The organism is Bartonella sp. A1379B (assembly GCF_002022485.1).
Classification (GTDB): Bacteria; Pseudomonadota; Alphaproteobacteria; order Rhizobiales; family Rhizobiaceae; genus Bartonella; species Bartonella rochalimae.
Genome location: NZ_CP019780.1, coordinates 836,023 through 858,637 on the forward strand (window position 1 = coordinate 836,023; position 22,615 = coordinate 858,637).

The 22,615-nt window shown below is 36.3% G+C and carries 22 protein-coding genes; 9 read left to right on the forward strand and 13 right to left on the reverse strand.

The genetic code is table 11. The features are described 5' to 3' along the window. Nucleotides 1-22: 22 nt before the first annotated feature. The 6 genes from rplI to BA1379B_RS03605 all read left to right on the forward strand — a co-directional run bounded on the left by rplI (nucleotide 23) and on the right by BA1379B_RS03605 (nucleotide 6,683). Nucleotides 23-601 carry a 50S ribosomal protein L9 gene (gene rplI, locus BA1379B_RS03580; protein WP_078673839.1) on the forward strand — a complete coding sequence of 193 codons (579 nt, stop codon included), beginning with the start codon at nucleotides 23-25 and terminating at the stop codon, nucleotides 599-601. Nucleotides 602-712: 111 nt separating this feature from the next. After that, nucleotides 713-2,212: a replicative DNA helicase gene (locus tag BA1379B_RS03585; protein WP_078692391.1), complete on the forward strand. Its 1,500-nt coding sequence runs from the start codon at nucleotides 713-715 to the stop codon at nucleotides 2,210-2,212. Between the two features lie 6 nt (nucleotides 2,213-2,218). After that, the gene (gene radA, locus BA1379B_RS03590) at nucleotides 2,219-3,634 is read left to right on the forward strand and encodes a DNA repair protein RadA (RefSeq protein ID WP_078673841.1); all 1,416 of its coding nucleotides are present in this window, start codon (nucleotides 2,219-2,221) and stop codon (nucleotides 3,632-3,634) included. Nucleotides 3,635-3,761: 127 nt separating this feature from the next. Further along, complete coding sequence (locus BA1379B_RS03595) at nucleotides 3,762-4,301, forward strand: CvpA family protein (RefSeq protein ID WP_035007247.1); 540 nt, start codon at nucleotides 3,762-3,764, stop codon at nucleotides 4,299-4,301. 133 nt (nucleotides 4,302-4,434) lie between these two features. Next, a complete protein-coding gene (gene purF / locus BA1379B_RS03600) occupies nucleotides 4,435-5,925 on the forward strand; it encodes an amidophosphoribosyltransferase (protein WP_035007246.1) in 1,491 nt (496 codons plus the stop codon). 2 nt (nucleotides 5,926-5,927) lie between these two features. Beyond that, nucleotides 5,928-6,683, forward strand: a complete 756-nt coding sequence (locus BA1379B_RS03605; protein ID WP_035007244.1) for an SDR family NAD(P)-dependent oxidoreductase — start codon at nucleotides 5,928-5,930, stop codon at nucleotides 6,681-6,683. Between the two features lie 94 nt (nucleotides 6,684-6,777). Here the strand turns inward: BA1379B_RS03605 and BA1379B_RS03610 are convergent, their stop codons facing one another. From BA1379B_RS03610 to BA1379B_RS06730, 6 genes are all read right to left on the reverse strand, one after another. Continuing rightward, complete coding sequence (locus BA1379B_RS03610) at nucleotides 6,778-7,608, reverse strand: CDP-alcohol phosphatidyltransferase family protein (RefSeq protein WP_078692392.1); 831 nt, start codon at nucleotides 7,606-7,608, stop codon at nucleotides 6,778-6,780. Between the two features lie 8 nt (nucleotides 7,609-7,616). Continuing rightward, nucleotides 7,617-8,315, reverse strand: coding sequence for a phosphatidylserine decarboxylase (locus BA1379B_RS03615; RefSeq protein ID WP_078692393.1), 699 nt, complete (start codon nucleotides 8,313-8,315; stop codon nucleotides 7,617-7,619). A gap of 108 nt (nucleotides 8,316-8,423) precedes the next feature. Beyond that, nucleotides 8,424-10,310: an ABCB family ABC transporter ATP-binding protein/permease gene (locus BA1379B_RS03620; protein ID WP_035007238.1), complete on the reverse strand. Its 1,887-nt coding sequence runs from the start codon at nucleotides 10,308-10,310 to the stop codon at nucleotides 8,424-8,426. A gap of 126 nt (nucleotides 10,311-10,436) precedes the next feature. Continuing rightward, complete coding sequence (locus BA1379B_RS03625; RefSeq protein WP_078673845.1) at nucleotides 10,437-11,105, reverse strand: DUF421 domain-containing protein; 669 nt, start codon at nucleotides 11,103-11,105, stop codon at nucleotides 10,437-10,439. A 50-nt stretch (nucleotides 11,106-11,155) separates the two neighbouring features. Then, on the reverse strand, nucleotides 11,156-12,664 hold the full coding sequence (gene cysS / locus BA1379B_RS03630; RefSeq protein WP_078673846.1) for a cysteine--tRNA ligase: 1,509 nt from the start codon (nucleotides 12,662-12,664) through the stop codon (nucleotides 11,156-11,158). 341 nt (nucleotides 12,665-13,005) lie between these two features. Beyond that, nucleotides 13,006-13,167, reverse strand: coding sequence for a hypothetical protein (locus tag BA1379B_RS06730; RefSeq protein WP_153574812.1), 162 nt, complete (start codon nucleotides 13,165-13,167; stop codon nucleotides 13,006-13,008). Nucleotides 13,168-13,639: 472 nt separating this feature from the next. On the opposite strand from BA1379B_RS06730, the gene BA1379B_RS03635 reads away from it, so the two are divergent. Beyond that, the gene (locus BA1379B_RS03635; RefSeq protein ID WP_035007232.1) at nucleotides 13,640-14,017 is read left to right on the forward strand and encodes a TIGR02301 family protein; all 378 of its coding nucleotides are present in this window, start codon (nucleotides 13,640-13,642) and stop codon (nucleotides 14,015-14,017) included. A 651-nt stretch (nucleotides 14,018-14,668) separates the two neighbouring features. Here BA1379B_RS03635 and BA1379B_RS03640 read toward each other — a convergent pair. Continuing rightward, nucleotides 14,669-15,997, reverse strand: coding sequence for a dihydroorotase (locus tag BA1379B_RS03640; RefSeq protein WP_078692394.1), 1,329 nt, complete (start codon nucleotides 15,995-15,997; stop codon nucleotides 14,669-14,671). Nucleotides 15,998-16,060: 63 nt separating this feature from the next. Between BA1379B_RS03640 and ygfZ the strand changes: the two genes are divergently transcribed. Together ygfZ and BA1379B_RS03650 are read left to right on the forward strand one after the other, a co-directional pair. After that, nucleotides 16,061-16,927 (forward strand): CAF17-like 4Fe-4S cluster assembly/insertion protein YgfZ, encoded by an 867-nt coding sequence (ygfZ, locus tag BA1379B_RS03645; RefSeq protein WP_078673847.1) that lies wholly within the window; start codon nucleotides 16,061-16,063, stop codon nucleotides 16,925-16,927. Continuing rightward, a complete protein-coding gene (locus tag BA1379B_RS03650; RefSeq protein WP_035007228.1) occupies nucleotides 16,927-17,556 on the forward strand; it encodes a YfbR-like 5'-deoxynucleotidase in 630 nt (209 codons plus the stop codon). The genes ygfZ and BA1379B_RS03650 overlap by 1 nt, the downstream gene beginning before the upstream one ends. A gap of 146 nt (nucleotides 17,557-17,702) precedes the next feature. On the opposite strand, the gene panB is transcribed toward BA1379B_RS03650, so the two are convergent. From panB to lepB, 6 genes are read right to left on the reverse strand one after another with little or no spacing between them, the layout of a single operon-like run. Continuing rightward, nucleotides 17,703-18,518, reverse strand: coding sequence for a 3-methyl-2-oxobutanoate hydroxymethyltransferase (panB, locus tag BA1379B_RS03655; protein ID WP_078692395.1), 816 nt, complete (start codon nucleotides 18,516-18,518; stop codon nucleotides 17,703-17,705). A gap of 13 nt (nucleotides 18,519-18,531) precedes the next feature. Next, nucleotides 18,532-19,377: a pantoate--beta-alanine ligase gene (gene panC / locus BA1379B_RS03660; RefSeq protein WP_078692396.1), complete on the reverse strand. Its 846-nt coding sequence runs from the start codon at nucleotides 19,375-19,377 to the stop codon at nucleotides 18,532-18,534. Between the two features lie 19 nt (nucleotides 19,378-19,396). Then, the gene (gene recO / locus BA1379B_RS03665) at nucleotides 19,397-20,143 is read right to left on the reverse strand and encodes a DNA repair protein RecO (protein ID WP_035007221.1); all 747 of its coding nucleotides are present in this window, start codon (nucleotides 20,141-20,143) and stop codon (nucleotides 19,397-19,399) included. 4 nt (nucleotides 20,144-20,147) lie between these two features. Next, nucleotides 20,148-21,050 (reverse strand): GTPase Era, encoded by a 903-nt coding sequence (gene era, locus BA1379B_RS03670; protein WP_078673850.1) that lies wholly within the window; start codon nucleotides 21,048-21,050, stop codon nucleotides 20,148-20,150. A gap of 15 nt (nucleotides 21,051-21,065) precedes the next feature. Continuing rightward, the gene (rnc, locus tag BA1379B_RS03675) at nucleotides 21,066-21,749 is read right to left on the reverse strand and encodes a ribonuclease III (protein ID WP_078673851.1); all 684 of its coding nucleotides are present in this window, start codon (nucleotides 21,747-21,749) and stop codon (nucleotides 21,066-21,068) included. Between the two features lie 14 nt (nucleotides 21,750-21,763). After that, entirely contained in the window at nucleotides 21,764-22,546 is a 783-nt protein-coding gene (gene lepB / locus BA1379B_RS03680) for a signal peptidase I (protein ID WP_035007214.1), read from the reverse strand. Between the last annotated feature and the right edge of the window lie 69 nt (nucleotides 22,547-22,615).

Below are 22,615 nucleotides of genomic sequence, written 5' to 3' on the forward strand. Positions count from 1 at the left end.
ATTTAATTCGAAAGGAAAAACTATGGATATCATTTTGCTTGAACGCATCACTCATCTTGGTCAGATTGGTGATATTGTCTCAGTTAAAAATGGCTATGCGCGCAATTTTCTATTACCTCAAGGTAAAGCTTTACGTGCTAATGAAGCCAACAAAAAGCACTTTGAAACACAGCGCGCACAGCTTGAAGCTCGTAACCTTGAACGCAAAAACGAAGCTCAAAAAATTTCTGAAAAACTTGATGGACAATCATTTACTATTATCCGTTCAGCTGGTGAAACAGGACAACTTTACGGTTCCGTATCAACACGTAATATTGCTGATATTATAACAGAGAATGGCTTTTCGATTGAACGTAACCAAATTGAACTTAATCACCCTATTAAAACCATCGGTCTTCACACCATTTCTCTCAGCTTACACCCCGAAATTCAAGTTTCTGTAACAATTAATATTGCACGCTCAACTAGTGAAGCGGAGCGTCAAGAAGCAGGTGAAAATCTGACTTCTACTGAAGCAATATATAGTACTCAAGAGCAACCATTAACAAAAGAAACTGATAACCATGTAGAAAACAATCTTAATGAAGAAAGTCACAGTTAATGAACATCTTTTTCTTACTCAACTGTTTGTTTTTTCTTCTCTCCCATTAAAATTGGTATATCATGATAATATTTAGCCGAAAGGCTAAATATTATTAATAGGAAGATTGTTATGGAAGAAACCGGCATCTCTAATCTGATCCCTCAGCAAAAAGAAGAATCCACCTTTTTTCGGCAGATGCCACATAATATTGAAGCTGAACAAGCATTGCTTGGCGCGATTCTTATTAATAACGATGCACTTGATCGCGTGTCAGATTTTTTAAAATCAGAACATTTTTTCCAACAATTACATCAACAACTCTTTGAAGTTGTATCACAAATTATCAAAAAAGGAAAACTGGCAACCCCTGTCACTATCAAATCTTTTATTCCAGCTGAAGAAAAAATTGGAGATATTACTGTATTTAATTATGTTATTCGTTTAGCTAAAGAAGCGGTAACAATTATTAATGCTGAAGATTATGGACGAGTAATTTATGACCTTTTTATCCGACGTTCCTTGATTAATCTTGGAAATGAAGTTGTCAATACCTCATTTGATGCCCCTTTAGAATTGACACCAATTCAACAAATTGAAAAAATCGAGCGTGATTTATTTCAGCTAGCAGAAAAGGGAAAATATGGTGGTGGATTTGAGAGTTTTGATGAAGCTATTAAAAAAGCTATTGATATGGCAGGAATAGCAAAAAAGCGATCTTCACGATTATCAGGTATTGCTACTCACATAAAAAAGCTTGATGAACAAATGGGAGGATTACAGCCTTCTGATTTAATTATCATTGCAGGACGTCCTGGTATGGGAAAAACTGCTCTTGCTACCAATATTGCTTTCAATATTGCTAATACTTATAACTGTGATACAAAAAAAGAATCATCGCCAGACAATGAGGGGGGAATTGTCGGATTCTTTTCGCTTGAAATGTCATCAGAACAACTTGCAACACGTATTATTTCTGAGCAAATAGAGGTCTCTTCTTCTAACATTCGTCGAGGCAATATCTCAGAAGAACAATTTGCAAAATTATTACGCATAATGAATCGCCTACAAAAAGTTCCACTTTATATTGACCAAACGGGTGGCATATCGATCACACAATTAGCTGCACGTGCACGTCGCCTCAAGCGACAACACGGTTTAGATGTTTTGATTATTGACTACATACAGTTAATGACAAGCAATTCAAAACGCTCATCTGAAAGTCGCGTTCAAGAAATTACAGAAATCACCACAGGATTAAAGGCTTTAGCTAAAGAGCTTAATGTTCCCATTATTGCTCTTTCACAGCTTTCACGCCAAGTCGAAAATCGGACAGATAAACGTCCACAACTATCAGACTTACGTGAATCTGGTTCAATTGAGCAAGATGCGGATGTTGTTATTTTTGTATATCGTGAAGAGTATTATCTCAAAAATGAAGAGCCTAAGATAGGAGGTCCAGAACATTTAAAATGGCAAGCATCAATGGATGAAGTTTTTGGAAAAGCTGATATTATCGTAGCGAAGCAACGCCATGGACCAACAGGCATAGTCAAACTCTCTTTCCAAGCTGATTTCACACGCTTCAGTGATCTGGCAGACAGTAATTATCTTCCAGAACAATATGGTTAAACCATTATGGTACGTAATCGTCTTCAATTTATTTGCCAAGATTGTGGCACAGTCCATTCACGTTGGGCTGGAAAATGTCACTCCTGTGGAAATTGGAATTCTCTTACTGAAGAAGGTACAAATAGCGGTGTAGGAAGTGGCCCTCCTAAAAATATTCGTAAAGGTCATATAGTTACACTTACATCTCTTTCTGGAGATATCGAAAATGTTCCGCGTATCCATTCTGGCATTGCTGAGCTTGATCGTGTTACCGGAGGTGGTTTTGTCCGTGGATCAGCATTACTGATTGCTGGCGATCCAGGCATAGGAAAATCAACATTACTAACACAAACAGCAGCAGCTTTATCGCAAAAAGGGTATAATGTCATCTATGTATCAGGTGAAGAAGCTATTACACAAATTCGCTTACGTGCACAAAGACTTAATGCTACAAATACAGCAGTTCAACTCGCTGCTGAAACTAATGTTGAAGATATTCTAGCAACTTTAAATACACATAAAAAACTTGATATGGTCATCGTTGATTCCATTCAAACTTTGTGGTCAAATTTAGCAGATTCAGCACCTGGAACCGTAACACAAGTCCGCATCAGTGCTCAAGCAATGATCCATTTTGCAAAAAACACAGGAGTTTCTGTTGTTCTTGTTGGTCACGTCACAAAAGATGGACAAATTGCTGGACCTCGTGTTGTCGAACATATGGTTGACGGAGTTTTTTATTTTGAAGGTGAAGGTGGACACCATTATCGAATTTTAAGAACTATGAAAAACCGCTTTGGACCAACGGATGAAATTGGCGTCTTTGAAATGTCTGACAGAGGATTACGGGAAATTTCTAATCCATCTGAATTATTCTTAGGTGAGCGTAATGAAAAAGCGCCGGGAGCTGCGGTTTTTGCAGGAATGGAAGGTACACGCCCTATATTAGTAGAAATTCAAGCTCTTGTTGCTCACTCTTCGCTTGGTATGCCACGGCGTGCTGTCGTGGGATGGGATGGGAATCGTCTTTCGATGATTCTAGCCGTATTAGAAGCTCATTGTGGTATCCGCTTTGGACAACATGATGTCTATCTTAATGTTGCAGGTGGTTACCGAATATCAGAACCTGCAGCTGATTTAGCAGTTGCAGCAGCTTTGGTATCTTCTCTTGCAAACATCCCTCTTCCAACTCACTATGTGTATTTTGGTGAAGTCAGCCTCTCAGGAGCAATCCGTTCCGTTGCACATTCAGGACAACGCATTAAAGAAGCAAAAAAGCTAGGATTTCAAGGAGCTTTTCAACCTATAACAACAACAGAAATAATAAAATCACAAAATTTTCAACAACATACATTCTCTGATCTTCCTGAATTGATTGCGGCTATTACTTCAGATGAAAAACGCTCTGTACTACAAAAAATAATTAAAGAGAAAATTCCATAAAACGCAAAAGATTCTTGATATAAAAATAGAAAGTCGACATAACCAAAAATCAAAAATATATTTCTATACATTTTTATACTGATTATAACGAAATGCAACGCATATATCATATATAAGGAATCAAAAAATGAGTGTAACAATTCTAGACGGTATTGTCGTAGTAGTTATCCTATTTTCTTCTTTTCTAGCCATGCTTCGCGGTTTCTCACGTGAAGTGTTATCATTCATTTCCTGGATAATTGCAGCAGTTTCAACATTTTATTCATTTAAACTTATATTACCCTTCACTGAACAATATCTCTCGAATAAAATGATAGCATTGGTTATCACATTTTTCATGATTTTTATCACTGTTCTTGTCATTACTTCTATCATCACTATGAAAATTGCTGATTTTATTATTGATAGTCGAATTGGCGCACTTGATCGCACCGTTGGATTTATTTTCGGAGCATTTCGTGGCTTATTAATCGCTGTCATCAGCATACTGCTTATTAATGCACTTGTTAAACCTGAACAACAATCCGATTGGCTAAAAAATGCACAAACAAAACCTATGTTAGATTCACTGAGTAAAAAAATAGCAGAAATGATGCCAAAAGATCTTGATTATACCTTTGAAATAATAGAAAAATTCTTTAAAAAAGATGACACCTCAGATAATTAAATTACAAATATTATTAGACGAATTAACGATGCTCTTATTCACAGAATAAGAAATGGTTTTATTAAGAATGAGCTTTAAATCATATGGAGTCTATGATATCGGCTATTTCTTACGTCATAACTGAAAGAATATGATGACAAAAATCGACGTCTCTTGTCAGGAATTTTCGTTAGATGACGATACACTTCATGAAGAATGTGGGGTATTTGGTATCCTTGGACATGAAGAAGCAGCAACACTGACAGCTCTTGGGCTACATGCGTTACAGCATCGTGGACAAGAAGCTGCAGGGATTGTTTCTTATCATAACAAGATGTTTCACCAAGAAAAACATTTAGGTCTTGTAGGTGATCACTATACAGATTCCGCAACATTAGCTCGCCTACCAGGAGATCGTGCTATTGGACATACCCGCTATTCAACCACAGGTGAAGTAGCATTACGCAATGTACAGCCTCTTTTTGCAGAATTAAATGCTGGAGGCATTGCTATTGCTCATAACGGCAATCTAACAAATGGCCTCACATTACGCCGCGAATTAATTGCCTCTGGTGCTATCTGTCAATCAACATCAGATTCTGAAGTCTTTCTCCACCTTATTGCTCGCTCACGCCATGAATCATCATCCGATCGCTTTGTTGATGCTATTCGGCAAGTAGAAGGTGGATATGCTATGTTAGCATTAACACGTACTAAACTAATTGCCGCACGTGATCCAACAGGCATTAAACCACTTGTTATGGGTGAGCTTGATGGTAAACCAATCTTTTGTTCAGAAACCTGTGCTCTTGATATTATTGGAGCGAAATATATTCGTGATGTTAAAAATGGTGAAATCATTATATGTGAAATACAAAAAGATGGTCAAATCACTACAAAAATTATTAAACCAGAAATAGAGAAGCCAGAAAGGCTTTGTCTTTTTGAATATGTCTATTTTGCCCGTCCTGATTCAATTGTCGGAGGACGAAGTGTCTACGTAGTCCGAAAAAATATGGGTATACATTTAGCACGAGAAGCACCTTGTGACGGTGATGTTGTGGTTCCTGTTCCTGATGGGGGTACGCCTGCAGCAATTGGTTATGCACAAGAAATTGGAATTCCTTTTGAGTTGGGCATTATTCGTAATCATTATGTTGGTCGTACTTTTATTGAACCAACTCAACAAATTCGTGCTTTCGGTGTTAAATTAAAGCATTCTGCAAACCGTTCTATTATTGAAGGAAAGCGTGTTATTTTAATCGATGACTCAATTGTACGTGGAACAACATCTGTAAAGATTGTAAGAATGCTCCGCAACGCAGGAGCAAAAGAAGTTCATATGCGTATTTCCAGCCCAATGATTTTATATCCCGATTTTTATGGTATCGATACACCTACAATTGAGAACCTTTTAGCTAATCAATATCCAAACCTACAATCCATGTGCAATTTTATTGGTGCTGATTCATTAGACTTTCTTTCAACTGATGGTCTATATCTTGCTGTTATAGGAGAAAAACGAAACAATTCTCATCCACAATTTACTGATCATTATTTCACTGGTCATTATCCTACACATCTTACTGATCAAAAAAGTACTCCAATAGTTCATAAATTGTCTGTCCTGAAAACAAGAAATTAATAATGATAAAATCTGATTTTGATCTTACTGGATGTGTTGCTCTTGTCACAGGGGCCTCTAAAGGAATTGGTTATCATCTAGCATTAGAGCTAGCAAAACGCGGCGCTCATATTATTGCACTTGCACGAACAATAAGTGGTTTAAAAACGCTTAATAATGAAATTAAAAAAAAAGGTGGTTCTGCAACATTAGTATCACTCGATTTGCATAATATGGAAGCCATTGATGAATTAAATGTATCAATTGACGAATGTTGGAAGTGGAAGAAACTTGATATTTTAGTTGCAAACGCTGCAATCCTAGGGACTCTTTCACCAATAGCTCATATCGAAAATGCAATGTTTGAAGACATTTTGCAAATAAATCTTACCAGTCAATGGCGTTTAATGAAAGCGGTTGAACCTTTATTGCTCAAATCTAATGCTGGACGTGCTATCCTTCTGTCATCAAGTGTTGCTCATTGCGCACGCGCTTCCTGGGGACCTTATGCAGCTTCTAAAGCCGCCCTAGAACTTCTTGCTCGTTGCTGGGCAGAAGAACTCAAACACACATCTATTAAAGTTAATTGCGTTAACCCAGGTGCAACACGTACTACAATGCGCGCACAAGCTCTTCCTGATGAAGATCCCCAAACCCTACCTTCTCCGCAAGAAGTTGCAGCAGAAATAGTCTATCTCTCATCACCTCACTTAAAAGAAACAGGAAAGCTTTTTGATGTTCGTAAAAAACGATTTATGAACTATCATATTCCTGATTAACCGTAATCTATATATACTACAAAACCAATTACAGCTTTTCTAGAACAAATACTTTACTTTTTTATAGCTAATTATAGAACTCTCTAATTATTCATTAGCTACCTATAATGTTTTTGATTTTTCCTTCTAAAGCAGCTTTTTTACTATAAGTCCAAGCACTATAGGGAAGAAAAGCCATATAACCAAAAGCTGTTATTAATAAAGTATACCACATATAAGTAGCCAGAAAACCAACATAAATAACAATAACTAGCATACATGGTATGACAATATCTCGCCTCAAATTATTACCTATTGTTTTTCCACTCCAAACTGGTAAACGACTTACTAAGAGAAAAGCAATAATCACAGTATAAAAACTAAAGAATAAAGCCCATCCCCAATTGGGGATTAAACCGACTCCCCCTAAATAAACAGGTAATAAAAGCATTAATGCACCTGCTGGTGCAGGAACACCAATAAAATAATTCCTCTGCCACTCTGGTATACCAGAATCATCTAGCATCACATTAAAACGAGCTAACCGCAAGCAACACGCAACACAGTAAACAAGCGCAGCTACCCAACCGACCTGATGAGCCTGAGTCAGTATAAAAGAATAAACAACAAGAGCAGGAGTAACACCAAAATTAATAACGTCAGCAAGTGAATCCATCTGCGCTCCAAAAGATGAAGTACCATCCATCGAACGAGCAACACGACCATCAGCTCCATCTAAAATTGCTGCCAAAAGTACTACCAAAATAGCTGATTCATAGCGATTCTCAAAAGCCAAACGAATACCATTCATTCCTGCACAAATTGCTAAAATAGTAATAATATTAGGAATAATATACCGCATCGGTATAGGTGAACGCCGCCGATGAGCAATATCACCACTTTGTCTTTCAGGTTCAAATGAAGAAAACGGTGAAGAATTTTTCATGTCTCATCCTAATCAAGTCTAAAGTCACTTACAGCAACGTCATCACCAAAAGAACCTAAAACTGTTTCCCCCGCAATTGCTATCTGACCAACTGCAACACGCAATTTTACATTAGCTGGCATATAAACATCAAGACGAGAACCAAAACGAATTAATCCAAAACGTTGTCCAGCAATAATTGAATCATCTGTTTTTTGCCAACAAACAATCCGACGAGCAATCAATCCTGCTATCTGAACGACACCAATTTTTCCATGTTCACTATCAATCACCATTCCATTACATTCACTAAATTGACTAGCTTTATCAAATTCAGCATTAGAAAATTTACCAGGACGATAAACGATAGACTCTATTGTCCCACTCATAGGAACACGATTGATATGACATGCAAAAATATTCATAAACACAGAAACACGTACCATTTCTTGATCGCCTAATCCCAGCTCTGCAGGCGGAACACATGGCTCAACAAAAGAAATAAGACCATCAGCAGGAGAAAGAACCCAATTCGAATTCACAGGTATCACTCGCTCTGGATCACGGAAAAAATATATACACCACATTGTTAGAACAAGACCACACCAAAACAATGGACTCCAGATTAAACCTAAAATGAGTGAAACGACAAAAAATGCTACAATAAATGGATAACCTTCTTTGTGAATTGGGACAAATCCATTTTGGACAGATTTTACAACAGTCATATAACTTCCTATTCATAGATAATTTAATAATTAATAAATATTTTTCTTCCCCCTATTTGTATATTTAATCAATCATTATACATACAATCAGCTACCATTTTATGTAATTTATTTATCACGATTAACAACACCTAGTTCATCCTCTTCACGCATTTTTCGTAATTTCTCTTCAGCTTGTGAAGCCTCAAGCTGCTTATTCCACATTGATGCATATAAACCTTTTTTGCATAAAAGATCAGCATGTGTCCCTTTTTCAATAATACAACCATTTTTAAGCACCAATATCTCATCTGCACCAACCACAGTTGAAAGACGATGAGCAATAATCAATGTTGTACGCCCGCTGCTTACAATATTCAATGCTTGCTGAATTTCCTGCTCTGTCGTTGTATCAAGAGCTGAAGTTGCTTCATCTAAAATCAGAAGTGGTGGTGCTTTTAAAAGTGTTCGTGCAATAGCTAAGCGTTGTTTTTCACCACCAGATAATTTAAGACCACGTTCACCAACTAAAGATTGGAATCCCTCTGGAAGCATTTCGATAAATTTCGACATCTGTGCCATTTCAGCAGCTTTGCGCATCTCTGCATCTGTAGCATTTGGGCGTCCATAATAAATATTATATGCAATTGTATCATTAAATAAAACTGTATCTTGTGGCACCATGCCAATCACTTCACGCAAACTTTTTTGAGTGACATCACGGATATCCTGTCCATCTATGGTTATTGCTCCCTCATTAACATCGTAAAATCGAAAAAGTAATCGAGAAATAGTTGATTTACCAGCGCCTGAAGGGCCTACGATTGCAACAGTTTTACCTCCAGATACTTCAAAATCAATATCTTTGAGAATTGGACGAGTTGAATCATAGGAAAATTTCACTCGATTAAACCGAATAGTACCGTGAGTCACCACAAGCGACTTAGCATTTGGTTTATCAATAATTTCTTGCGGAACATCCAAAAGATCAAACATTGCTTCAATATCCGTTAAACCCTGCCGAACTTCACGATAAATTGAGCCAATAAAATTCAATGGAATAGATAGCTGCATTAACAGCGCATTAATAAAGACGAAATCTCCCAAAGTTTGCGTCGCATAAGCTACTTCGTAAGCTGACATTAACATAAGAATTGTCATCCCAATACCAAAAATAAGGGCTTGACCAAAATTAAGCCAGCTTAAAGAAGTCCAAATCTTCACTGCAGTTTTTTCATAACCAGCCATAGAATCATCAAATCGACGCGCTTCTAGAGTTTCATTGCAAAAATATTTAACTGTTTCAAAATTCAACAAAGAATCAACTGCACGTGTATTTGCTTCTGTATCCGCCGTATTCATCTCTTTCCGAATACTAATGCGCCAATCACTTGCCTTAATTGTAAACCAGGTATACAAACCAACTGTTATCGTAACGACAAGAAAATAATACCACCCATAACTTATATAAAAAATAAATGCTGCTAGAATAAATTCTAAAATAGTTGGTATTGTATTAAGAATTGAAAATCGAACAACGGCCTCAATTCCCTTTGTGCCGCGTTCAATAATGCGAGAAAGGCCACCAGTTTTCCGTTCCAAATGGAAACGTAAAGATAATTCATGTAGATGAACAAAAGTCTTATATGCTAATTGGCGAATAGCATGCTGACCAACGGTCGCAAAAAGAGAATCGCGCAATTGATTAAATCCAGCCTGAGCAATACGCGCAACGTTATAAGCCAAAACTAATATGATAGGCACTACCCAAATCGATGAAGAAGACCACACAGGTATCTTAAACGCTATATCAAGTGCATTCGTAGCATACTTAAAGAAATATGGAACAAATACGAGAATCAGCTTTGCTAAAATAAGGTAAAATACCGCCCATACAACGCGCATTTTTAGATCAGATCGATCTGATGGCCACATATAAGGCCATAAGTTATAAAGTGTGCGTAGGGTCTGACCTGAAGCCGCTGACACTGTTTTTATGATTCTATTCTGTTTCATAAAATCTTGACTTCTTTATTACCCATTTAATACGCACAAGAACAAGCTCCTATATTGCTCTTTCATAAAATTATATCATACCTTTTATCTAACTCTAGTAAACTGTACAATACAAATACATTTAAATTAAACCGTTCTTGGAAAAGGAACAAGAAATAATCCGCTGGAACGCTTATTATTCTTATCTATATTTTCATACCACTCTGCAACAAATAAATCTTCAATTTTTACACGCTTCTCTTTCAACTGTGTCTTAAGCCATTTCTTTGTTTTATTAATCTCTTTAAGATTTTCTTCAAGTATTTCACCATTTGTTACTAAAATAACAGACCTCTTACCTTCTTCTTTTTTAACAACAGAAAAATCACCATTCGTCTCTAATCGAACAAAATCTGCTTCATGTAAGCGACACCCTTTAATACTTAACATTGTCGCTAAATCATTTACACTGATCCCTAAACGCTTAATCTCATCAAGCTGAAAAACACCATCTACTATAAGTTTAGCATTTCCTCCTGCAATAAGCCGATGAAAAAATACTGAATATCGTGCAAAAAAATTAAAAGATGTAATTAAGATTTGCCAAATAAATAAAACAAGCAATAATTGGATACCACTAATATTTGGATTATAAATAACGCCTCCAATGATACCTCCCATAACAAAATTACTTACCAAATCAATTGGTGTAATTTGACTGAGACTACCACGACCTGTTGTCCTTAAAATAAACAAAAAAGCGATAAGACCCACAACTAGCTTAAGTGTGACATATCCATAACCGTATAATTCCATAAAATTCTCTCCTCATATTTATGAGAGCTACTCGAATATGGAAATGGAAATTAGAATTGTTTCATCTCCCACGTGGTTATACGCTCACCAGTCTGCGGATCCTTGCTATCTTTTAAAAAGATCCCCTCCACTGCAAGCTCATCACGAATTTTATCCGCAGCTGCCCACTCCTTATTATGGATAAGAGCAAGCCTTTCAGCAATACGCTGATCAATAAATTGTAAATTAAGATGTGTCTTGCCAATGAAGAGTGGACATTCTTTTTCCTTAACCAACTCCTGTCTCAATAACCCTAGAAAATCCATACCATGTGCAAGAGCTATAACATTGTGCTCTTTATAAAATTTCCGTAAAATAGTAATTGTATTTGAAGTATTAAGATCATTACTTAATGTTTTAATTAAAGAAGAATCAACAGTTTGATTATCTTCCAAACAGTATTTTTCACTACGAAGCAATTCATACCAGCGATACAACTCACTACTGGACTGTATTAAACGCTGCATTGTCCAATTTAAAGGCTCTCGATAATGCGTTTGTAACATCGAAAAACGTATAGATAAACCAGCCCAGATCTGTTTTACTTCAGCTGACAAAATATCTGCAAACTCAAAAAAATCATCCTCTAAGAGTGAACGAATAGTAATGAAATTCCCAAGACTTTTAGACATTTTTTTACCTTCAACTTGCAAAAAACCATTATGCATCCAAAAATTAGCCATCCGTTCTGTCCCAAAAACTGAACAACTTTGCGCAATTTCATTTTCATGATGAGGAAAAATCAAATCAATACCACCGCCGTGAATATCAAAAATATTTGCCGTCGGATCTTCACAAACAAAACCACCACCATAAGGAGATAACAACTTCGCCATCGACATTGCTGAACATTCAATATGCCAACCAGGACGACCTAAAACGGAAATTCCTGCTGGTGATGTCCAACCTGGTTCTCCTTGAGCAGAAGGTTTCCACAAAACAAAATCCATTTCCCCCTTTTTATAAGAAGCTACATCTATGCGTGCCCCTGCTCTCATTTCGTCAAGTGATCGTTTTGCAAACATACCATAACGAGGGTTATCTCCCATACTACTGACAGAAAATAATATATGATTATCCGCTATATAAGCGTGGCCCTTTTCAAGAAGCCTTTCAATCAAAAACCGTATTTCCTCCAAATGATCCGTTGCGCGCGGTTGACTGGTCGGCGGCAAGCAACCAAGCGCCAATGTATCTTGCTGAAATTGATAAGATGTATGTTCTGTTAATTGATGAATAGCATCATTAAGTTCTAGATCGGGATACTGAAGAGCTGCTTTTGCATTAATTTTATCATCCACATCGGTAATATTACGAACATATATAACATGGTTTTCACCGTAAATATGACGTAACAAACGAAATAAAACGTCAAAAACAATAACAGGACGAGCATTACCGATATGAGCGTAATCGTAAACTGTTGGACCGCAAACATAAAGGCGTACTTTAGTAGCATCGATTGGTATAAAATCTTCTTTTCTCCGTGTCAGCGTATTATAAAACCGCAATTCTCCCATCATCACACTCCATTAGTGATACTTCTTAGCCATTCCCTTAAAATTGTTTACATCAATGCATTAATAGCACTGTAATAGCACTGTTTGAAAAGAAATCTCGCCCTGTTGCATCTACTACTAACATCAATTTTTATATATAATAAAAAAATAGCAATAAATGTTCATTAACAAACATACTAACTATGCATACTCAAATAATTAAAATAAATCAAACTGTTGATTGTTTTGAATATCGGATAATTTAACTGTTTAATTTGGTAAAGATATAACCTAAAAAAATATTTGATAACATATAGGTTGTCTTGTTAACTTGATTTGAAATGAGATAAAATTCGAAATCATCATACTAAGCTTATCATAAGGTCTATAACCTCATTTTTCTTGTAACGAGAACAATCAAGCCAGCACACAATACTAGCACGATTTACCATAACAGGAATACGATGATGAATGGCATATAAATATTGAAGCAAATGACCACGTAATAATTGCACCCGTATCAATCAGTAATACATCTGCACCATTCTAGATTTCCATAAACTCTGCAGAACCAATAAACCGATATCCTTAGGATGAATGAAATTATGTCTTTTTCATACCATATTTTTTGCATTCAAAAAATCTAACTGATAATTAAAAGTCACTTTATTCGTTATGAGCAAATGTTAACTGCCATTATCTATTAGATAATAATTTTCATCAAAATAGAATTATGGACAAGAAATACTCTGTAATCTGATGGAGAAAGAAAATTGATTGTATGAAAAAAAATAAATACTCTAAAATATTCAATTTTAATATTTTCATGATTATTTTCTTACGTCTATCATGCCCTAAATACTTACTGCACACCTATAGCGAATAAGAATGAGTGAACTATTTTGACTCTATTTATCAATATACAGTCCATAATAAAACTCCTCTATCCACTATTGAAATTCATAGAGATAATGTTAAAAGCGAGTAATAAAAATAATGAATAAGATATTGATAAATATATTTTTTTTAATTTTCTTCTTAATTCCAACACAAACTTTTGCACAACAATACCCACCTTATCATATCAAACTTTTACGATTAGTAGAAATTTTAGGATCTCTGCATTATCTACGTAATCTTTGTAGCCTTCCAACAAATCAATGGTATGATCACATGGTTGCATTAATTGAAGCAGAAAAACCAACTCCACAAATACGTGCTCACCTATATGAAACGTTTAATGCAGCTTACAGCGCTTTTTCAGAAAATTATCATCGTTGTACAGATTCAGCAATCGAAGCAGATCAAAGATATGTAAAAGAAGGTAATGCCTTATCCACAAGTTTACTTAAGCATTTCAATAATGAAAACTAGAAAAAATTGATAGCACTCTTATTTAACTGACATAAATAACTAGAAAACAAATAGATTACCTATAGGCAGTATAAAAATTTGACCCCTGATAAACGTAATTTTTTGCTACTCTTCTACTATAAATCTCTATAATCTCTACATTTCTAAATTTTTTGAGTAACTTTTCTCTCTCTTTATCAACTTTACCCAACGCTTTTATATAATCAGAAAATGACTCTATCTAGAATCCTTAAGACCCGTGAGATATCCCTATCATAAAATAATAACATCTTATGATTTTCTCAGAGAATCCAAATTTTAAGTTTTCAAATCTTACCAACTTGTCTCATGAAAGCCCATGAAATAATTGTTGCTTAAAATATACTATTAGCTGCAGACACAATTTAAATAAGCTGTTCTTGCATATTATCATCGTTATAATAAGAAGTAATATTCCAATAATTATTACTCCTAGCAAAGTAATTAAAAAACGATCCTACTATCTCATACATCCTTTTCTAACGAGTATGTACACTACTCTATAGTTTAGTTGTTTTATAGATAAAATATTCGTCTTTTTATTAAGAATAATCCAAAGAATTAAAAGAAAAAGACGACAAATAGAAATTGCAAAATTCTGCAATAATACTTATCCATTCCCAAAGAGTAGTACTACGATAACGCTTCTATAAATTTAACAGGTTCACCTTGCGAAGGCGTAACAATTTCACCTTCCCACATAACCCGCCTACCACGAATAATCGTCCCCACAGGCCATCCTTTTACCTTTTTACCATCATAGGGTGTCCAACCAGCACGCGAACCAACTAATGCATTCGTAATAATTTCCTCACGTTTAAGGTCAACAATAGTCAAGTCAGCATCATATCCAACAGCAATACGTCCTTTACAACTTATACCAAAAACGCGATTAGGACCATGCGAAGTAAGATCAACAAAACGTTCAAGAGACATTTGCCCTGCATTAACATGAGTAAGCATGATTGCTGCTGTTGTCTGTACACCTGTTATCCCTGAAGGCGATGAGGGATAAGGCTTATGCTTCTCTTCAAGTGTATGTGGAGCATGATCAGAACCTAAAATATCGATAATACCTTGCTGAACTCCATACCAAAGACCTTCACGATGACGTTTTTCGCGAATAGGTGGATTCATCTGAATTAATGTACCAAACCGTTGATAATCATCAGCGCTCAAAGTAAGATGATGCTGAGTAACTTCAACTGTTGCTATGTCTTTATGCTCTTTCAAAAAATCAACTTCTTCCGCTGTAGAAAGATGTAATATATGAATACGTGCCCCTGTTTCACGTGCGATTTTAACTAAACGCTGTGTACATTGTAAAGCTGTAACCTCATCGCGCCAAACTGGATGTGATGACACATCCTCTGTAACACAAAAAGCTTTACGTTCTTTAAGCCGTGCTTCATCTTCAGAATGAAAAGCTGTGCGACGGCGTGTATTTTGCAAAATAAGACGTACACTTTTATCATCGTCCACGAGAAGATTACCTGTCGATGATCCCATAAACACTTTAATTCCAACAACACCAGGAAGTCTTTCCAACTCTGCTAACTCATAAATATTATCACGCGTTGCTCCGACCCAAAATGCATAATCACAGTGCATCCGATGATATCCACGTTTAACCTTATCATTCAAAGCCTCTTCCGATATCGTTAATGGATTGGTATTTGGCATTTCAAAGACTGCTGTAACTCCCCCTAAAACAGCAGAACGAGAACCGCTTTCCAGATCCTCCTTATATTCCTTACCCGGTTCACGAAAATGTACTTGGCTATCAATGATACCAGGCAAAATATGAAGTCCGGTACAGTCAATTAGCTCTCCACTAGATGCACGTGTGAGATCACCAATTTCAACAATACGACCATTCACAACACCAATATCGCCCTTGCTGATACCATCATGATTAACAAGCGTTGCGCCTTTAAAAATTGTATCAAATGTTTTAAACATAGCCATGCTCCTTGTATATAACCTCTCTATCGTTATGTAACTCGAAGCAGAAAGGCAAGAACCATGATTGAAAAACAGAATGCCATAAATTTAAAAAACCGTAAAATTATTAAAGTCATAGGTGAAGAAGCAACAAATTTTCTGCAAGCTCTTATTACTACAGATGTAACAAAAATAAACTCACGAGAGCTCTTTCCTGGTGCCCTATTATCCCCACAGGGGAAGGTTATCGCTGATTTTCTGATTGGTAAAATAGACCAAAACTACATGATTGATATTGTGGCTTCCCTAGCTGACGTTTTTCATAAGCGCCTCACCCTCTACAAACTCCATAAAAAAATAGAAATTACAGAACCATTACAAGAGGTTATAAATGTTTTTTGGAATAATGATTTAGATAATTTAAATTTTAATTTAAGTTTTGTAGATAAGCGCTTCCCAAAAAAGGAAAAAGTTATACGAACTTATGGAAAAATTCCTTTTCTTATTCCAGAATATAATACTTGTTGGGATCAAATGCGTATCCATTATGGGATAGCAGAAAGTGGTCAAGATTATGAAATAGGTAAAGTTTTACCCTATGATATTAATTATGATCAAATTCATGGACTTTTCTTCAACAAGGGATGCTATATTGGACAAGAGGTTATTTCACGAATGTATCATCGCAAAACAGCTCGCCGCCGTTTTTTAGTGGTTAAAAGCCAAGCTCCCTTAACCTCAGGCTCTACCATTCAAGCAGGTACAAAAATATTTAGTCAATTAGGAACATGCGTCAAAAATGAAGCTTTAGCCTTAATGCGTATTGACCATGTCAAAGAAGCTATTGATAAAAATCTTCAATTTACAGTAGATGATATTCCTGTAACTATTAATATTCCTGAAAATATGAATTTTACCTTCCCTGAAAACTCCGTAGAGGCTAACTAATGGCTAAAGCTGAATTATCACAAGATGGAACAACACGTGCGTGGCAAAGAATGCTTTCTGGTCGACGGCTCGATTTACTTAATCCTTCTCCTTTTGATATTGAAATTGAGGATATTGCCCACGGCCTAGCTCGCGTTGCACGTTGGAACGGACAAACAAAAGGAGAATATGCTTATTCTGTCGCACAACATTCACTTTTGGTTGAACAAATATTTCAGCAACTTTTCCCACAGTCCTCTAATGAAGAATGCCTCTTTGCTCTTCTTCACGATGCACCAGAATATGTTATTGGAGATATAATTTCACCTTTTAAAGCTGTGATAGGAAAATATTATGAGCGCGTAGAAAAACATATACAAGATATTATCCACATACGCTTTTCCTTACCTGTCAATCCACCTCAACAGATCCTAAAAAAAATCAAACAAGCTGATCGCATCGCTGCTTTTTATGAAGCCACCACTCTTGCTGGTTTTAGTAGAGCAGAAGCTCTTCGTTATTTTGGTCATCCAGGTAATATTGGATCTGATGAACTCAATTTACAACCATGTTCCACACAACAAATTGAAAATGCCTTTTTAACTCGTTTTAACGACCTTGATGTTCAAAAGCCATATTCTGGTTGTTGATTTTTTTATCATAACTGAAAGAATATAAAATTTCTATCATACGGTTATTACCTTAGTGAAGCATTAAGATTCTATTGTATCTCTTCCTATGAATCCCTTCAAAAATTTCTTCATCCCTTTTGTAGAACTGCCGTTTTAAATTCAATTTATTTGAGCTTGTAAACCTCTGAATCAGCTGGAAAAACGCGTGATTTGACATCATTCGCATAATTCCTAATTGCTGTATCCATCGCCTGCTCGAAAATACCATAACGACGTACAAATTTAGGTATATAAGCACCATAACCTAACATATCTTCCATCACCAAAATCTGCCCATCACACTGATTGGAAGCACCAATACCAATAGTAGGAATAGAAAGTTTCTCTGTAAGTTTTATCGCTAATGGCTCTACCACCCCTTCCACAACAACAGAAAAAGCACCTGCCGCTTCAATTGCTGTAGCATCCGCTTCAATTTGTAACCAATCACTTTCATTACGTCCTTGCATCTTAAAACCACCAAAACGATTCACCGCTTGCGGTGTGAGACCAATATGCGCCATAACTGGAATACCACGATTGCATAAAAAACTAATTGTTTCTGCCATATAAGTACCACCTTCAAGCTTCACCGCACCGCATCCTGTTTCTGCAAGAATACGGGATGCATTAGCAAAAGCTTGCTCTGGACTTTGCTCATAAGAACCAAAAGGCATATCGACAACAACAAGAGCACGTTTAGAACTACGCACAACAGCTTGTCCATGTAAAATCATCATATCCATACTAACAGGAAGTGTTGTATCAAACCCATATATAACCATACCAACGCTGTCACCAACCAAAAGCACATCACAATGTGAATCAGCAATCCGAGCGCTATAAGCCTGATAAGCTGTTAAAGCAACAATCGGTTCTTGTTTTTTTCTCGAACGTATTTCAGAAGCAGTAATACGCTTTATATCTTTATGAAAACTCATTTTTTCAGCCTTTTTATTGTAATATATATTGATCAATAAGTCTGACTTTACCAAAGCAAACGGTAAGCAATAAAACCGCAGGTTTGTTTAGTTCCTTTTTAATCGCACACAAAGTTTCCAGATCGCATAAATCTATTGCTTCAATCACAGCACGTGGTTCTTTTTGTAAAACAGAGCGAACAACTTCACACAATTTATCAACGGATCGTTCACCTTGCTCATAAAGCCTCTTAACAGCTTTAAGACTTTCAGGAATAATCCTTGCAGCTTTGCGATCTTCTAATGTCAAAAGTTTGTTACGTGAAGAACTAACAACTCCATCTGCATCGCGTAAAATAGGTACACCGACAATTTCAACAGGAAAAGCCAAATCTTTAACCATACGACGGATAATCAAAAGCTGTTGAAAATCTTTTTCCCCAAAAAAAGCTTTATCTGGTTGAACAATATTAAAAAGCTTAGCAACAACACTGGTCACACCACAAAAATGTCCTGGACGTAATTTCCCCATCAAAATACGTGATAAGTTTTCTACTTCTACAATTGTTTCATTGCCTAACGGCCACATTTCTTCTATAGAAGGCGCAAAAACATACTCAACATTCTCCCTTTTCAATAAAGAGCAATCCCCTTCTAGATCTCTTGGATATACATTAAAATCCTCATGACGACCAAATTGTTTGGGATTAACAAATATAGAAACCACTACACGATCACACATTGACCGTGCCTGTTGTACCAATGCAAGATGGCCATTATGTAATGCCCCCATAGTCGGTACAAAACCAATTGACAGCCCTAAGCGCCTCTCCTCTCTGAGGTGTTGACGCAACCCAGCAATTGTTTTTAAAATTTGCATTTTATTTACTTTCACAAAATCAAAATGTTGATGCTTTCATACAAAATCGCCGTTCAAACAATTGTATCAAACTAACACGCAAAGACAACTGTTTTATACCTCTCGCTTCCCAAACATAGCGTGTTAAAAAAAAATTTGTCAGAATTAATCCTTTGCTTATATCATTAAAATCAACAGGATAAACGCTTTTTTGTACAAGGAATTGTGGTAAAAGTAAAAGCTTATCTTTCCAAGGACGTCCTATTTCTTCACATACAGCACGTCCCGATTTTGGAGAAACATAATAAAGTTTTTCTTGACGGCCTGTTACAGCACAACAAGATAAATCAAGCCCAAAACCAAGTTCTTCAAGCAGTAGAAGCTCAAAACGTACAAGCAGTTCAGCATTTATAAATGGATCCTCAAAATTTTGCATAAAAAAATATAACATATCATACAAAACAGGATGAGGATCACGCTCAGGAAGAAGACGTAAATAAAAAGCCATCAATTGTAGAGAATAAAGCGCCTCTGGTAAAACGATCAATCTTGAAGCATGTAAATTAAGCGCTTCAAGCCTAAATAATCCTAAATGTTCATCTAAACGTGCCCACCATTCAGCTTCAACAAAATTTCCAGGCTGAAGAAGAGGAGCCATACGACGAGAACGTCCACCTTTTACAATTCCCATATAGCGACCATGCTGACGTGTCATAATTTCAAGAATAACACTCGTTTCACCATGTTGGCGTGTACCGAGAATAATAGCCTGTTCTTTCCACTTCATTGCATCAAAAAAAACCTAATCCCATTTCGCGATAACGCTCTGGGTTCGCATCCCAATTATCACGCACTTTTACAAATATAAAAAGATGAACTTTCTGTCCCAATATATCCATTAATTCCTTACGTGCTGCCTGACCGATAGCTTTAATGGTGCTACCTTTCGCTCCTAAAACAATTTTTTTCTGATTATCACGTTCTACATAAATGACTTGATTAATTTTAACTGAACCATTTGCACACTCTTCCCAATTTTCTGTTTCAACCGTTGATGAATAAGGAAGTTCTTGATGGAGACGAAGAAAAAGTTTTTCACGCGTAATTTCAGCAGCAAGCTGACGCATAGGCATGTCAGAAATTTGATCTTCTGGATAATACCATGGCCCTTCCTGCATAATTGTACTAAGATAATGCAGCAAATCCTTACACCCAGAACCATTTAAAGCTGAAATCATAAATGTCTGTAAAAAATTCACTCGTTCATTCACTTTAGCCGTTAATGCCAAGAGAGATGATTTAACAACCGTATCAATTTTATTCAAAACAAGAATTTTATCCTGCTCAATACTTTTTAAAATATCTAACATTGCATCAACTTCATCTGAAAAACCACTCTGAGCATCAATAAGAACGAGAAGAATATCAGCATTCTTCGCGCCACCCCAAGCAGCAGAAACCATAGCTCGCTCCAATCGCTTATGAGGACGAAAAACACCTGGTGTATCAATCAGAATAATTTGAGTCTTATCATAAATTACAATACCACGAACTAAAGTTCGCGTTGTTTGTACTTTATGCGTTACAATTGATACTTTTGTTCCAACTAACTGATTAACTAACGTTGACTTTCCAGCATTAGGCACACCAATGAGAGCAACAAAGCCTGAACGCGTTTTAATAAGATCATTCACGATTATGTTTCCCCTCTATTTCCATATACCTTCACGTCGCAAAATTCTTTCAGCAGCATCTCTCTCGGCTTGACGTTTAGAACTACCTCGCCCTATCTCAGGTGCATAACCACAAATACTTACCTCCACCATAAAAACCGGATCATGATCTGGACCATAACGCTGTACGACCTGGTAATGAGGTTGTGCACTATCTTGTGTATGAGCCCATTCCTGTAATTCTGTTTTAGCATCACGTCGACCAGCATTCATCTTCTGGGCTCGATCATGCCAATATCTTTGAATGACAGGACGAACGCTCTCTAAACCTCCGTCAAGATATATTACAGCAATTAAGGCTTCAATAACATCAGCATAAATATTAACTAACCGACGACCTTCTAAGTTTTTCATTTCACAACCAACATGAACCATATCGGGTAAACCCATTTCCAATGCAATATCGGCACATGTTTGTGCATTGACCAAGCCATTCAAACGTACGGATAATTCACCTTCACTTGCTTGTGGAAAAATTTGATAAAGCATTTCAGCAATCAAAAGCCCAAGAACTCGATCACCTAAAAACTCTAATCTTTCATAATTACCCTGCTCTGAACTTTGCACACTAGAATGTGTCAATGCTCTTTTTAATCTGTCTGCATCTTTAAAACTATGCCCTGTCAGCTTCTCTAGCTGATCAATAATTTGATGCTCCATCACAGAATTCCTACTTATTTATCAAGCGGAAAGTCACGAATAGTATGAATGAAAGAAAATAAACGATTCCAACGCACGTCAAATGGCCAACGCCAAATCTGCCACGCACTCGAACCATTACTAATAGAGAAAAAAATCAAATTAGCTCGACCAATAAGATTTTCATCTGGAACATATCCTACATTCAAACGGCTATCATCTGAATTATCACGATTATCACCCATCACAAAATAATGTCCTGGTGGAACCTCAAAAACCTTTGTATCATCAACCTGAGGGATAAAACCTAAATTAAGTGTATTGTAACTTACACCGTTAGACATTGTTTCGCGATAAACATCAACAGGATGATTAACCTCTGTCACATCAGGATCATCAATCTTTCCCATAAACTGACGTGAAACAGCTTCATCATTAATATAGAGAACACTTTGACGAACTTGAACACGATCACCGGGTAATCCAACAACACGTTTAATATAATCAATATCCGGATTGCTAGGTAAACGAAAAACCAAAACATCCCCACGCTTAGGCTGAGATGCCCAAATCCGTCCTGAAAAAATAGGAGGAGAAAAAGGTATAGAAAAACGAGAATACCCATATGCATATTTGGAAACGAAAAGATAATCTCCCACTAGCAAAGTAGGACGCATCGAACCAGAAGGAATAGTAAAAGGCTGAAAAAAAAGTGTACGAATAATTCCAGCCAAAAATAAAGCCTGAATTAAAACAGAAAAAAATTCAATAATTTCATTTTTTTTATCTTTTTTTTGCATTTTCTCTTCTTGTTTCATCCTGTACTACCTTTTTATAGATAAAACTTATTTTGCAATCATAATGTCCAAATAATAAAAGCACAATCT

Excerpts from the sequence above, each read along its gene's own strand:
- rplI (WP_078673839.1), top strand. The coding sequence starts at position 23 with ATGGATATCATTTTGCTTGAACGCATCACTCATCTTGGTCAGATTGGT.
- BA1379B_RS03640 (WP_078692394.1), bottom strand. The coding sequence starts at position 15,997 with ATGTTTAAAACATTTGATACAATTTTTAAAGGCGCAACGCTTGTTAAT.
- BA1379B_RS03650 (WP_035007228.1), top strand. The coding sequence starts at position 16,927 with ATGGCTAAAGCTGAATTATCACAAGATGGAACAACACGTGCGTGGCAA.
- panC (WP_078692396.1), bottom strand. The coding sequence starts at position 19,377 with ATGCAAATTTTAAAAACAATTGCTGGGTTGCGTCAACACCTCAGAGAG.
- BA1379B_RS03585 (WP_078692391.1), top strand. The coding sequence starts at position 713 with ATGGAAGAAACCGGCATCTCTAATCTGATCCCTCAGCAAAAAGAAGAA.
- radA (WP_078673841.1), top strand. The coding sequence starts at position 2,219 with ATGGTACGTAATCGTCTTCAATTTATTTGCCAAGATTGTGGCACAGTC.
- BA1379B_RS03595 (WP_035007247.1), top strand. The coding sequence starts at position 3,762 with ATGAGTGTAACAATTCTAGACGGTATTGTCGTAGTAGTTATCCTATTT.
- ygfZ (WP_078673847.1), top strand. The coding sequence starts at position 16,061 with ATGATTGAAAAACAGAATGCCATAAATTTAAAAAACCGTAAAATTATT.
- BA1379B_RS03620 (WP_035007238.1), bottom strand. The coding sequence starts at position 10,310 with ATGAAACAGAATAGAATCATAAAAACAGTGTCAGCGGCTTCAGGTCAG.
- lepB (WP_035007214.1), bottom strand. The coding sequence starts at position 22,546 with ATGAAACAAGAAGAGAAAATGCAAAAAAAAGATAAAAAAAATGAAATT.
- BA1379B_RS03605 (WP_035007244.1), top strand. The coding sequence starts at position 5,928 with ATGATAAAATCTGATTTTGATCTTACTGGATGTGTTGCTCTTGTCACA.
- BA1379B_RS03615 (WP_078692393.1), bottom strand. The coding sequence starts at position 8,315 with ATGACTGTTGTAAAATCTGTCCAAAATGGATTTGTCCCAATTCACAAA.
- purF (WP_035007246.1), top strand. The coding sequence starts at position 4,435 with ATGACAAAAATCGACGTCTCTTGTCAGGAATTTTCGTTAGATGACGAT.
- cysS (WP_078673846.1), bottom strand. The coding sequence starts at position 12,664 with ATGGGAGAATTGCGGTTTTATAATACGCTGACACGGAGAAAAGAAGAT.
- panB (WP_078692395.1), bottom strand. The coding sequence starts at position 18,518 with ATGAGTTTTCATAAAGATATAAAGCGTATTACTGCTTCTGAAATACGT.
- BA1379B_RS03625 (WP_078673845.1), bottom strand. The coding sequence starts at position 11,105 with ATGGAATTATACGGTTATGGATATGTCACACTTAAGCTAGTTGTGGGT.
- BA1379B_RS03635 (WP_035007232.1), top strand. The coding sequence starts at position 13,640 with ATGAATAAGATATTGATAAATATATTTTTTTTAATTTTCTTCTTAATT.
- BA1379B_RS03610 (WP_078692392.1), bottom strand. The coding sequence starts at position 7,608 with ATGAAAAATTCTTCACCGTTTTCTTCATTTGAACCTGAAAGACAAAGT.
- recO (WP_035007221.1), bottom strand. The coding sequence starts at position 20,143 with ATGAAGTGGAAAGAACAGGCTATTATTCTCGGTACACGCCAACATGGT.
- rnc (WP_078673851.1), bottom strand. The coding sequence starts at position 21,749 with ATGGAGCATCAAATTATTGATCAGCTAGAGAAGCTGACAGGGCATAGT.